This window comes from Bacillus sp. FSL R7-0685 (assembly GCF_038002425.1).
Taxonomy (GTDB): Bacteria; Bacillota; Bacilli; order Bacillales; family Bacillaceae; genus Bacillus; species Bacillus subtilis.
In genome coordinates this window covers 22,122-34,813 of record NZ_JBBOCN010000001.1, presented here as the reverse complement: position 1 = coordinate 34,813, position 12,692 = coordinate 22,122, and the positions used below count along the sequence as shown (strand labels likewise).

The following is a 12,692-nucleotide window of genomic DNA, read 5'->3' as shown; positions in this document are numbered from 1 at the left end:
TCTCTCAAAACTAGATAACAGGTGTGACATCATTCAAAATGTGGTTAAGTCCTCGATCGATTAGTATCTGTCAGCTCCATGTGTCGCCACACTTCCACCTCAGACCTATCAACCTGATCATCTTTCAGGGATCTTACTTCCTTGCGGAATGGGAAATCTCATCTTGAGGGGGGCTTCATGCTTAGATGCTTTCAGCACTTATCCCGTCCGCACATAGCTACCCAGCGATGCCCTTGGCAGAACAACTGGTACACCAGCGGTGCGTCCATCCCGGTCCTCTCGTACTAAGGACAGCTCCTCTCAAATTTCCTGCGCCCGCGACGGATAGGGACCGAACTGTCTCACGACGTTCTGAACCCAGCTCGCGTACCGCTTTAATGGGCGAACAGCCCAACCCTTGGGACCGACTACAGCCCCAGGATGCGATGAGCCGACATCGAGGTGCCAAACCTCCCCGTCGATGTGGACTCTTGGGGGAGATAAGCCTGTTATCCCCGGGGTAGCTTTTATCCGTTGAGCGATGGCCCTTCCATGCGGAACCACCGGATCACTAAGCCCGACTTTCGTCCCTGCTCGACTTGTAGGTCTCGCAGTCAAGCTCCCTTGTGCCTTTACACTCTGCGAATGATTTCCAACCATTCTGAGGGAACCTTTGGGCGCCTCCGTTACCTTTTAGGAGGCGACCGCCCCAGTCAAACTGCCCACCTGACACTGTCTCCCCGCCCGATAAGGGCGGCGGGTTAGAAGGTCAATACAGCCAGGGTAGTATCCCACCGATGCCTCCACCGAAGCTGGCGCTCCGGTTTCCAAGGCTCCTACCTATCCTGTACAAGCTGTACCAACATTCAATATCAGGCTGCAGTAAAGCTCCACGGGGTCTTTCCGTCCTGTCGCGGGTAACCTGCATCTTCACAGGTACTATAATTTCACCGAGTCTCTCGTTGAGACAGTGCCCAGATCGTTGCGCCTTTCGTGCGGGTCGGAACTTACCCGACAAGGAATTTCGCTACCTTAGGACCGTTATAGTTACGGCCGCCGTTTACTGGGGCTTCAATTCGCACCTTCGCTTACGCTAAGCGCTCCTCTTAACCTTCCAGCACCGGGCAGGCGTCAGCCCCTATACTTCGCCTTACGGCTTCGCAGAGACCTGTGTTTTTGCTAAACAGTCGCCTGGGCCTATTCACTGCGGCTCTCTCGGGCTTGCACCCTAACAGAGCACCCCTTCTCCCGAAGTTACGGGGTCATTTTGCCGAGTTCCTTAACGAGAGTTCTCTCGATCACCTTAGGATTCTCTCCTCGCCTACCTGTGTCGGTTTGCGGTACGGGCACCTCTCACCTCGCTAGAGGCTTTTCTTGGCAGTGTGGAATCAGGAACTTCGCTACTATATTTCGCTCGCCATCACAGCTCAGCCTTATGGGAAACGGATTTGCCTATTTCCCAGCCTAACTGCTTGGACGCGGATATCCAATACCGCGCTTACCCTATCCTCCTGCGTCCCCCCATTGCTCAAATGGTGAGGAGGTGGTACAGGAATATCAACCTGTTGTCCATCGCCTACGCCTTTCGGCCTCGGCTTAGGTCCCGACTAACCCTGAGCGGACGAGCCTTCCTCAGGAAACCTTAGGCATTCGGTGGAGGGGATTCTCACCCCTCTTTCGCTACTCATACCGGCATTCTCACTTCTAAGCGCTCCACCAGTCCTTCCGGTCTGGCTTCACAGCCCTTAGAACGCTCTCCTACCACTGTTCGAAGAACAGTCCGCAGCTTCGGTGATACGTTTAGCCCCGGTACATTTTCGGCGCAGAGTCACTCGACCAGTGAGCTATTACGCACTCTTTAAATGGTGGCTGCTTCTAAGCCAACATCCTGGTTGTCTAAGCAACTCCACATCCTTTTCCACTTAACGTATACTTTGGGACCTTAGCTGGCGGTCTGGGCTGTTTCCCTTTCGACTACGGATCTTATCACTCGCAGTCTGACTCCCAAGGATAAGTCATTGGCATTCGGAGTTTGACTGAATTCGGTAACCCGGTAGGGGCCCCTAGTCCAATCAGTGCTCTACCTCCAAGACTCTTACCTTGAGGCTAGCCCTAAAGCTATTTCGGAGAGAACCAGCTATCTCCAGGTTCGATTGGCATTTCACCCCTACCCACACCTCATCCCCGCACTTTTCAACGTGCGTGGGTTCGGGCCTCCATTCAGTGTTACCTGAACTTCACCCTGGACATGGGTAGATCACCTGGTTTCGGGTCTACGACCACGTACTCATGCGCCCTATTCAGACTCGCTTTCGCTGCGGCTCCGCATCTTCTGCTTAACCTTGCACGGGATCGTAACTCGCCGGTTCATTCTACAAAAGGCACGCCATCACCCGTTAACGGGCTCTGACTACTTGTAGGCACACGGTTTCAGGATCTCTTTCACTCCCCTTCCGGGGTGCTTTTCACCTTTCCCTCACGGTACTGGTTCACTATCGGTCACTAGGGAGTATTTAGCCTTGGGAGATGGTCCTCCCGGATTCCGACGGAATTTCACGTGTTCCGCCGTACTCAGGATCCACTCAGGAGAGAACGAAGTTTTGACTACAGGGCTGTTACCTCCTATGGCGGGCCTTTCCAGACCTCTTCATCTACCTCGTTCTTTTGTAACTCCGTATAGAGTGTCCTACAACCCCAAGAGGCAAGCCTCTTGGTTTGGGCTAATCCCGTTTCGCTCGCCGCTACTCAGGGAATCGCATTTGCTTTCTCTTCCTCCGGGTACTTAGATGTTTCAGTTCCCCGGGTCTGCCTTCTCATATCCTATGAATTCAGATATGGATACCACTCCATTACGAGTGGTGGGTTTCCCCATTCGGAAATCTCCGGATCAAAGCTTGCTTACAGCTCCCCGAAGCATATCGGTGTTCGTCCCGTCCTTCATCGGCTCCTAGTGCCAAGGCATCCACCGTGCGCCCTTTCTAACTTAACCGTTAAAAAGAATCACTATGTGATATCTTGTATTACTAATTGAATGTGATGTCTACTGTTATCTAGTTTTCAAAGAACACGTTGGTGGAGCCTAGCGGGATCGAACCGCTGACCTCCTGCGTGCAAAGCAGGCGCTCTCCCAGCTGAGCTAAGGCCCCGTTATATAAGATGGTGGGCCTGAGTGGACTCGAACCACCGACCTCACGCTTATCAGGCGTGCGCTCTAACCAGCTGAGCTACAGGCCCATCTTAACTTATTCAAGGAACAAAGTTCCTTCAAAACTAAACAAGACAGGGAACGTTCTGTTTATAAGACCCAAGGTCTTATATTCCGTATAATATCCTTAGAAAGGAGGTGATCCAGCCGCACCTTCCGATACGGCTACCTTGTTACGACTTCACCCCAATCATCTGTCCCACCTTCGGCGGCTGGCTCCTAAAAGGTTACCTCACCGACTTCGGGTGTTACAAACTCTCGTGGTGTGACGGGCGGTGTGTACAAGGCCCGGGAACGTATTCACCGCGGCATGCTGATCCGCGATTACTAGCGATTCCAGCTTCACGCAGTCGAGTTGCAGACTGCGATCCGAACTGAGAACAGATTTGTGGGATTGGCTTAACCTCGCGGTTTCGCTGCCCTTTGTTCTGTCCATTGTAGCACGTGTGTAGCCCAGGTCATAAGGGGCATGATGATTTGACGTCATCCCCACCTTCCTCCGGTTTGTCACCGGCAGTCACCTTAGAGTGCCCAACTGAATGCTGGCAACTAAGATCAAGGGTTGCGCTCGTTGCGGGACTTAACCCAACATCTCACGACACGAGCTGACGACAACCATGCACCACCTGTCACTCTGCCCCCGAAGGGGACGTCCTATCTCTAGGATTGTCAGAGGATGTCAAGACCTGGTAAGGTTCTTCGCGTTGCTTCGAATTAAACCACATGCTCCACCGCTTGTGCGGGCCCCCGTCAATTCCTTTGAGTTTCAGTCTTGCGACCGTACTCCCCAGGCGGAGTGCTTAATGCGTTAGCTGCAGCACTAAGGGGCGGAAACCCCCTAACACTTAGCACTCATCGTTTACGGCGTGGACTACCAGGGTATCTAATCCTGTTCGCTCCCCACGCTTTCGCTCCTCAGCGTCAGTTACAGACCAGAGAGTCGCCTTCGCCACTGGTGTTCCTCCACATCTCTACGCATTTCACCGCTACACGTGGAATTCCACTCTCCTCTTCTGCACTCAAGTTCCCCAGTTTCCAATGACCCTCCCCGGTTGAGCCGGGGGCTTTCACATCAGACTTAAGAAACCGCCTGCGAGCCCTTTACGCCCAATAATTCCGGACAACGCTTGCCACCTACGTATTACCGCGGCTGCTGGCACGTAGTTAGCCGTGGCTTTCTGGTTAGGTACCGTCAAGGTACCGCCCTATTCGAACGGTACTTGTTCTTCCCTAACAACAGAGCTTTACGATCCGAAAACCTTCATCACTCACGCGGCGTTGCTCCGTCAGACTTTCGTCCATTGCGGAAGATTCCCTACTGCTGCCTCCCGTAGGAGTCTGGGCCGTGTCTCAGTCCCAGTGTGGCCGATCACCCTCTCAGGTCGGCTACGCATCGTTGCCTTGGTGAGCCATTACCTCACCAACTAGCTAATGCGCCGCGGGTCCATCTGTAAGTGGTAGCCGAAGCCACCTTTTATGTTTGAACCATGCGGTTCAAACAACCATCCGGTATTAGCCCCGGTTTCCCGGAGTTATCCCAGTCTTACAGGCAGGTTACCCACGTGTTACTCACCCGTCCGCCGCTAACATCAGGGAGCAAGCTCCCATCTGTCCGCTCGACTTGCATGTATTAGGCACGCCGCCAGCGTTCGTCCTGAGCCAGGATCAAACTCTCCGATAAAGTAGTTTGACTGACTACGCACATCGCTGTGCGATTTTTAAAAACTGAATTAACAGGTACGTTTTGTCTTGTTTAGTTTTCAAAGAACTTTGTTTACCGCTCGTTTAAGCAACTTTATTATCATAACATTTACCGTCGCTACTGTCAACAACTTTTTAACATTTTCTTTTCGAAAAAGCTGTTCGTCATCAGCGACGTATACTAGAATAACACCTTCGGTTGTCTAAGTCAATACATAATATCAATTAAATGATAAATTGCTTAATAACGACTAACGCAGCTATTCCGGGTATCCCTAAAATTCCGCTGATAGCTGTTGTAACCAGATTAATCGGCACATGAATGCCAAGACTGCCGCCAAACATATTTACACAAACCAGCAGCAAAGCACCTGCCACAAATTTAACAGCTGTGATGCCAATCCACTTTAAAGGCTTCGCAGCTGAACCTGATAAAAAAAGAAGAATAACCAGTCCTAAAATAATCCCAATAATAAAAATAGGCTCCATGAATCTTCTCATCTCCTTCGCTTGTTCTAGTACAAGCTTATGAGAAGATCCAGGAGTTTAGACCACTTACTTCCACCGGCTGATTTTTAAATTTCGCTGCTTCGCTTCCCTTAAGTAAAAAAAATACTTCGCTTCAGCTACTTTCAGTTCGTATAACACTTCAGCAGACGGTTCTAAGCTTTTTTCGACCAGCTTTTTTTGCCTGTTCCACTCTTCCTTTTGCTTAAAAAGCTGCTCGGTTAGTTTTTCATCAAACTCTCTTCTTAATGTTTTCTTGCGAAGAAAACCCATGGATCGCTTTTTCCTCCTTACAATTCACGTCTTCCTTCAAGTGCTTTAGAAAGAGTGACCTCGTCAGCATATTCCAAGTCACCGCCGACGGGCAGTCCGTGGGCAATACGGGAGAGCTTAATACCAGACGGCTTGAGGAGCCTTGATATATACATCGCCGTTGCTTCCCCTTCTATATTAGGGTTTGTCGCGAGGATCACTTCTGTCACTTGATCATCCTGTAATCGTTTTAACAATTCTGGTATTTTAATATCCTCCGGTCCAATGCCGTCCATTGGAGAAATAGCGCCGTGAAGAACGTGATACTGTCCGTTGTATTCCTTCATTTTCTCCATAGCGATAACATCCTTAGGGTCTTGCACAACACAGATAACAGACTTATCCCTGCGCGTATCTTCACATATATAGCAAGGGTCCTGATCTGTAATATGCCCGCAAACTGAACAATATGTCAGATTGCGTTTCGCATTTACTAATGCTTTCGCAAAATCTAATACTACATCTTCTTTCATACCTAGAACAAAAAAAGCCAGACGAACCGCTGTTTTCGGTCCGATCCCTGGCAATTTCATAAAGCTGTCAATCAGCTTTGATATTGGTTCAGGATATTGCATGTTCTTTTATCCCCCTAGAATAAACCTGGCATGTTCATTCCCTTTGTAAATTGACCCATTGTTTCGTTTGTGATTTCGTCAACTTTTTTCAAAGCTTCATTCGTTGCAGCAAGCACTAAATCTTGAAGCATATCAATATCTTCAGGATCAACGACTTCTTCTTTGATGATAACATCCAGGATTTCTTTTTGGCCGTTTGCTTTTACTGTTACCATACCGCCGCCTGCAGTTCCTTCAACAACCTTTTCTGCAAGCTCTTCTTGAGCCTTCGCCATGTCCTTTTGCATTTTTTGCATTTGTTTCATCATTTTTTGCATATTACCCATTCCGCCACGCATAGCATTCACTCTCTTTCATTTTGTTAGTCTTTTATTTCAATTAAATCCGCTCCAACAAGCTTTTTCGCTTCGGCAATAAGCGGGTCTTCTTCAGCCGGTTCATTTGATCCTTCATTTTCCTGCTGATGATCTTCTAAAAATTCTTCTCTTATTTTACCCCATTGTGCTTCTGGAACGCCAATCAAATCCATTCTTTTTCCGAGCATCGATTCTAAAATCTGCTCAAGATTAGTCCGGACTCCGTTGTTATCCTCAGCGACCATTTTACAATGAATTTCATATTTGAATTTCAGAACAAATGCCGCCGATCCGGCAGCCACAGGTTCACTGTCATTCAGCAAAGCGGCATGTGATACTTTGTTTTGCTGTTTGAGATGAGCAAGAAGCTTGCCCCAACTGTTTCTGAGCAGATCAAGATCCGGTCTTGTGGCTTCCTTCAAAATCTCATGAATTCTGCCTACTGGCGCTTTGTAATTGGATTTCCCGCCCTTTGGCACACGCGGCGCTTCTTTTTTCGGGCTTTCCGCAGCTGCTTTTATGCCCGTTGTCTTGAGCCGCTCTACTTCCTGTTCGAGCTGCTGGATTTTTTTCATCAGCATATCCACTTCCGGGAGATCAGCAGCAGATTGATGTGAGGTTTGGCAAATCTTCACAACGGCCACTTCGAAAAAGATACGCGGATGATTTGTCCATTTCATTTCCTGATGGCTCTTGTTCAGAATATCAATCATTTCATATAGGGCCTGAGCCGGAATTTGTTCACTTAGTTCCCGGAACGTTTCATCGACTTTTACTTTCTCAAGAACTCCCTCTAAGCCAGGGGCTGTTTTGTACAGCAGCATGTCCCTGAAATAGAAAATCATATCTTCTATCAGCTTAGCTGGATCTTTTCCTTGCTGAAGCAATTCATTTAATGTTTCCAGTGCGTCAGAAACGTTTTTATCATGCAGGGATTGTGCAAGCTTCCCGATATATAATTGAGAAACAGCACCCGTAATTAAAAGCGCATCTTCGACTTTCAGGATATCGCCGCTGAATGATATGGCCTGATCAAGAAGGCTTAGGGCATCCCTCATCCCTCCGTCTGCAGCACTCGCGATGATATCCAGCGATCCTTCCTCCACTTGCAGCTGTTCAGCATCAACAATTTTATTCATGCGGCCTACAATCGCCTGGGAGGTAATTCGTTTAAAGTCAAAACGCTGACATCTAGAGATAATGGTTAAAGGAATTTTGTGTGGTTCAGTTGTTGCTAATATGAAAATACAATGCTCAGGCGGCTCTTCTAATGTTTTTAGTAATGCATTAAAAGCGCCGATAGAAAGCATATGCACCTCATCTATGATATATACCTTATATGTGACGGCCGATGGGGCAAACTTCACTTTATCGCGAATGTCACGAATCTCATCAACACCGTTATTAGAAGCGGCGTCAATTTCTATGACATCGGATATTGACCCGTTTGTTATCCCTTTACAGGCCGCACATTCGTTGCATGGCTCATCAACAGGAGCATGTTCACAGTTGACAGCCTTAGCAAATATTTTGGCTGCACTGGTTTTTCCGGTTCCTCTAGGCCCGGAAAACAGATAAGCGTGAGAAAACTTTTTTTGCAAAAGGGCATTTTGCAGCGTTTTTGTAATGTGTTCTTGTCCGACCACATCTTCAAAGCGCTGAGGCCTGAATACTCGATATAAAGCTTGGTAACTCACGGGTTTGCCCTCCTCCGTTATTCATCATTCCCATTATACATGAACCTTGTTTCGATTCCAAAAGCTCTTTTTACATAACAAAAAACTCACCTAATATTAGGTGAGTCTGAAAATTTGATGATTGATTTACCGTGCACCTTCTGTCGATTCGCTACCCTAAGCGTTACTTAAGCAGTTAGCTCGGCCCAGGCAACCCTGCGGCACATGAGAGGTTTCACTTAATGCTGCTTCCTTCCGGACCTGACATGGTTCATGAATTCCCATTGCGCAGGACCCAAACGTCAACACCACTTACTTAAGGCAGGCCTTAAAGTAAACGAACCTCGAGAAGGGATTCGGCCCTGCTAGAGCGGATTGCAGGTACAGGGCACCGCTACCTCCCCGCTTAGCACGGCAAAATAAATATCAAATTTTATGTTGCATCTATTACGATGCACACTTAAGTATATCTGTTTCCCCTAAAAATTGCAACCGTACTATTCAGACAAGTTTTTCCTGGCAGCTTTCTTCTTTTTTCTTAGTTCTCTGAAAAACGCACTGAGCATTCCGCCGCATTCTTCCTCAAGTACACCGCTCACCACTTCAGCCTGATGATTAAAGCGTTCCTCCTGGAGAAGGTTCATTAGCGTGCCTGAACAGCCGCCTTTCGGATCAAATGCGCCAAAAACCACTTTTTCCACTCGAGAAAGTACGACTGCACCAGCACACATTGGACAAGGCTCAAGCGTCACATAAAGAGTCGCACCTTCCAGCCGCCATGTTCCCAGTGCCTTACACGCTTCATCCATTACAAGCATTTCTGCATGGGCAATAGATCGCTGTTCAGTCTCTCTTAAATTATGTGCACGCGCTATAATTTCATCATTAACGACAAGCACCGCACCTATTGGCACTTCACCTTTCTCTTCAGCCTTTTTCGCTTCTTTAATTGCTTCTTTCATATAAAGTTCATCTTGTGTCATAAGGATAAGCTCTCTTTTCAAAGTTTTTTCATTGCCTAAAAAGGCTACATATTAACTATAACTGAAACGGAAAGGAGACTGTCGATTGTCCAAAGCAGATACAGCCCTTCTCATTGTAGACATGATCAATAATTTTGAATTCGATATGGGAGAAACCCTCGCTAAAAAAACAGAAAAAATCGTTCCTCATATTTTATCATTAAAGGAGCACGCGAGACAAAATGAATGGCCGATTATTTACATCAATGATCATTATGGACTTTGGCAAGCTGACATTAAAAACATTCAGCAAGAATGCACAAATGAAAGAAGCAAGGATATCATCACAAAGATAGCTCCGGAAGATGCTGATTATTTTTTAATCAAACCAAAACATTCCGCTTTCTACGAAACTGCACTTCACACCCTTCTTACTGAGTTGCAGGTGAGACATATTATCTTAACAGGTATAGCCGGCAATATATGTGTGCTGTTTACCGCTAATGACGCTTATATGAGGGAATACAGCATCACGATTCCTAAGGACTGTATCGCGTCAAACAGTGACGAAGATAACGAATTCGCCTTAACTATGATGGAGAATGTTCTTTTCGCAGAAATTACGACGGAAGAACAAATTACAGAAAAATAAACATGATCAGCGCTTTTCTTTCATACATTGATAGCGATATGAAAGGAGGCGTTTTTCATTCAAATTTATGTGGTAAAACAAGGCGACACTCTTTCTGCTATCGCTTCACAATACAGAACAACCGCAAATGACATCACTGAAACGAATGAAATACCGAATCCCGACAGCCTTGTTGTCGGACAAACCATTGTCATTCCAATAGCCGGCCAGTTCTATGATGTGAAGCGAGGTGATACCCTGACATCTATCGCCCGGCAGTTCAATACAACGGCAGCCGAGCTCGCAAGGGTTAACCGCATCCAGTTAAATACCGTGCTTCAGATTGGTTTCCGTTTATACATCCCACCAGCTCCTAAACGAGACATCGAATCAAATGCTTATTTGGAGCCCCGAGGAAATCAAGTCAGCGAAAATCTCCAGCAGGCGGCCAGAGAAGCGTCGCCCTACTTAACGTACCTTGGCGCATTCAGCTTCCAGGCACAGCGGAACGGAACCTTAGTCGCACCGCCTTTAACGAATTTAAGGAGCATTACAGAAAGTCAAAATACAACATTGATGATGATTATAACGAACCTAGAAAACCAGGCATTTAGCGATGAACTTGGCCGGATCCTTTTGAACGACGAAACTGTAAAAAGACGGCTTCTAAATGAAATAGTCGAGAATGCCAGAAGATATGGCTTCCGTGACATTCATTTCGACTTTGAATATTTGCGGCCCCAGGATAGAGAGGCCTATAATCAATTCCTCCGCGAAGCAAGGGATCTTTTCCATCGAGAGGGCTTAGAAATTTCTACGGCTCTTGCTCCTAAAACAAGTGCAACACAGCAGGGCAGATGGTATGAAGCTCATGATTACAGGGCACATGGCGAAATTGTCGACTTTGTTGTTCTCATGACATATGAATGGGGCTATAGCGGCGGGCCGGCTCAAGCGGTTTCTCCAATTGGCCCTGTCCGTGATGTCATAGAATATGCTTTGACTGAAATGCCTGCGAATAAAATCGTCATGGGCCAGAATTTATATGGGTATGACTGGACGCTGCCATATACAGCGGGGGGAACTCCGGCAAGAGCAGTAAGCCCTCAGCAAGCCATTGTCATAGCTGATCAGAACAATGCTTCCATTCAGTATGACCAAACCGCTCAAGCTCCTTTCTTCCGCTATACTGATGCAGAAAACAGAAGGCACGAGGTATGGTTCGAGGATGCCCGCTCGATTCAAGCAAAATTCAATCTGATTAAAGAGCTGAATTTAAGAGGCATCAGCTATTGGAAGCTGGGTCTTTCCTTTCCACAAAACTGGCTGCTGCTGTCTGATCAATTTAATGTTGTCAAAAAGACGTTTCGATAATTTGGAAACGTCTTTTTTTCATGGGGGCACCCAAGGGTTGTGATACAATATGAAGGTCGGTAACTGACGCACGTTTTTCAGATATAAGGAGGATTCCGATGAATACAGCCCCTTTTATTGCAATAGAAGGTCCTATCGGGGCAGGAAAAACAACTCTCGCAACGATGCTCTCACAAGAATTCGGATTCCCTATGATCAATGAGATTGTAGAGGATAACCCGTACCTTGATAAGTTTTATGACAATATAGAGGAATGGAGCTTCCAGCTCGAGATGTTTTTTCTTTGTCACAGATACAAACAGCTTGAAGACACCAGTGATCACTTTTTAAAAAAGGGACAGCCTGTAATAGCTGATTATCATATTTATAAAAATGTGATTTTTGCGGAACGCACCTTGTCTCCACATCAGCTGGAAAAATACAAAAAGATATATCACCTGCTAACGGATGATCTGCCAAAGCCGAATTTCATCATTTACATAAAGGCCAGTCTGCCTACATTGCTACACCGCATTGAAAAACGCGGGCGCCCCTTTGAGAAAAAAATTGAATCTAGCTATTTGGAGCAGCTGATTTCAGATTATGAAGTCGCCATCAAGCAGCTGCAGGAAGCAGACCCTGAACTTACAGTGTTAACCGTAGATGGTGATTCAAAGGATTTCGTTTTGAATAAGAGCGACTTTGAACGCATTGCCGCCCATGTAAAGGAGCTTATCGTATGAAGGAACATCATATCCCTAAGAATTCAATTATTACAGTAGCAGGAACAGTAGGTGTCGGAAAATCGACTTTAACGAAAACTTTAGCTAAACGGCTTGGATTTAAAACATCTTTGGAGGAAGTCGATCATAATCCATACTTGGAAAAGTTCTATCATGATTTTGAACGTTGGAGCTTTCACCTTCAAATTTACTTCTTAGCTGAACGCTTCAAAGAACAGAAAACAATTTTTGAAGCCGGCGGAGGTTTTGTACAGGATCGTTCGATTTATGAAGATACAGGAATTTTCGCAAAAATGCATGCTGATAAAGGGACAATGTCAAAGGTTGATTATAAGACTTACACAAGCCTTTTCGAAGCAATGGTAATGACACCGTATTTCCCACACCCAGATGTGTTGATCTATTTAGAAGGAGATCTGGAGAACATTTTAAACCGGATTGAACAACGCGGCCGTGAGATGGAGCTTCAGACAAGCCGGTCTTATTGGGAAGAAATGCATACACGCTACGAGAACTGGATAAGCGGTTTTAATGCCTGCCCTGTTTTAAAACTTCGCATTGAAGATTATGATCTTCTGAACGACGAAAACTCGATTGAAAATATTGTAGATCAAATTGCTTCAGTTATTCATGATAATCAAAAAAAGTGAATCTCAGTCGAGATTCACTTTTTCTTTAAAATAAAAAATCCG

Annotated in this window: 10 protein-coding genes, 2 tRNA genes, 2 rRNA genes and 1 other RNA gene; 4 read left to right on the top strand and 11 right to left on the bottom strand. The window is 46.4% G+C overall.

Going from position 1 to position 12,692, the window contains the following annotated elements:
• Positions 1 to 40 precede the first annotated feature (40 nt).
• The 11 genes from MKY50_RS00170 to tadA all read right to left on the bottom strand — a co-directional run bounded on the left by MKY50_RS00170 (position 41) and on the right by tadA (position 9,294).
• A 23S ribosomal RNA gene (locus MKY50_RS00170) occupies positions 41 to 2,968 on the bottom strand.
• An 81-nt stretch (positions 2,969 to 3,049) separates the two neighbouring features.
• Positions 3,050 to 3,125: transfer RNA gene (locus MKY50_RS00165), tRNA-Ala, on the bottom strand.
• Positions 3,126 to 3,136: 11 nt separating this feature from the next.
• Positions 3,137 to 3,213 (bottom strand) — tRNA-Ile (locus MKY50_RS00160).
• Positions 3,214 to 3,315: 102 nt separating this feature from the next.
• Positions 3,316 to 4,865 (bottom strand): 16S ribosomal RNA (locus tag MKY50_RS00155).
• The 16S and 23S rRNA genes sit together here with 2 tRNA genes alongside, the layout of an rRNA operon.
• A gap of 245 nt (positions 4,866 to 5,110) precedes the next feature.
• On the bottom strand, positions 5,111 to 5,374 hold the full coding sequence (gene bofA, locus MKY50_RS00150) for a sigma-K factor-processing regulator BofA (RefSeq protein WP_003225421.1): 264 nt from the start codon (positions 5,372 to 5,374) through the stop codon (positions 5,111 to 5,113).
• Between the two features lie 66 nt (positions 5,375 to 5,440).
• Complete coding sequence (locus MKY50_RS00145; RefSeq protein ID WP_003242387.1) at positions 5,441 to 5,665, bottom strand: YaaL family protein; 225 nt, start codon at positions 5,663 to 5,665, stop codon at positions 5,441 to 5,443.
• Between the two features lie 17 nt (positions 5,666 to 5,682).
• Complete coding sequence (gene recR, locus MKY50_RS00140; RefSeq protein ID WP_003225425.1) at positions 5,683 to 6,279, bottom strand: recombination protein RecR; 597 nt, start codon at positions 6,277 to 6,279, stop codon at positions 5,683 to 5,685.
• Between the two features lie 14 nt (positions 6,280 to 6,293).
• Positions 6,294 to 6,617: a YbaB/EbfC family nucleoid-associated protein gene (locus MKY50_RS00135; RefSeq protein ID WP_003225427.1), complete on the bottom strand. Its 324-nt coding sequence runs from the start codon at positions 6,615 to 6,617 to the stop codon at positions 6,294 to 6,296.
• Positions 6,618 to 6,640: 23 nt separating this feature from the next.
• On the bottom strand, positions 6,641 to 8,332 hold the full coding sequence (dnaX, locus tag MKY50_RS00130; RefSeq protein WP_029317164.1) for a DNA polymerase III subunit gamma/tau: 1,692 nt from the start codon (positions 8,330 to 8,332) through the stop codon (positions 6,641 to 6,643).
• A 129-nt stretch (positions 8,333 to 8,461) separates the two neighbouring features.
• Positions 8,462 to 8,726: signal recognition particle sRNA large type (gene ffs / locus MKY50_RS00125), an RNA gene on the bottom strand.
• Positions 8,727 to 8,808: 82 nt separating this feature from the next.
• Positions 8,809 to 9,294: a tRNA adenosine(34) deaminase TadA gene (gene tadA, locus MKY50_RS00120; protein WP_015715088.1), complete on the bottom strand. Its 486-nt coding sequence runs from the start codon at positions 9,292 to 9,294 to the stop codon at positions 8,809 to 8,811.
• An 85-nt stretch (positions 9,295 to 9,379) separates the two neighbouring features.
• Here tadA and MKY50_RS00115 point away from each other — a divergent pair, with 85 nt between their 5' ends.
• The 4 genes from MKY50_RS00115 (at position 9,380) to dck (ending at position 12,650) form a co-directional block, all read left to right on the top strand.
• Complete coding sequence (locus tag MKY50_RS00115; RefSeq protein ID WP_003226786.1) at positions 9,380 to 9,925, top strand: isochorismatase family cysteine hydrolase; 546 nt, start codon at positions 9,380 to 9,382, stop codon at positions 9,923 to 9,925.
• Positions 9,926 to 9,994: 69 nt separating this feature from the next.
• Positions 9,995 to 11,278, top strand: a complete 1,284-nt coding sequence (locus tag MKY50_RS00110; RefSeq protein ID WP_341115979.1) for a glycoside hydrolase family 18 protein — start codon at positions 9,995 to 9,997, stop codon at positions 11,276 to 11,278.
• A 98-nt stretch (positions 11,279 to 11,376) separates the two neighbouring features.
• The gene (dgk, locus tag MKY50_RS00105; protein WP_341115977.1) at positions 11,377 to 12,000 is read left to right on the top strand and encodes a deoxyguanosine kinase; all 624 of its coding nucleotides are present in this window, start codon (positions 11,377 to 11,379) and stop codon (positions 11,998 to 12,000) included.
• Positions 11,997 to 12,650: a deoxyadenosine/deoxycytidine kinase gene (dck, locus tag MKY50_RS00100; protein WP_003226792.1), complete on the top strand. Its 654-nt coding sequence runs from the start codon at positions 11,997 to 11,999 to the stop codon at positions 12,648 to 12,650. Before dgk ends, dck begins: the two co-directional genes overlap by 4 nt.
• Positions 12,651 to 12,692: the final 42 nt, after the last annotated feature.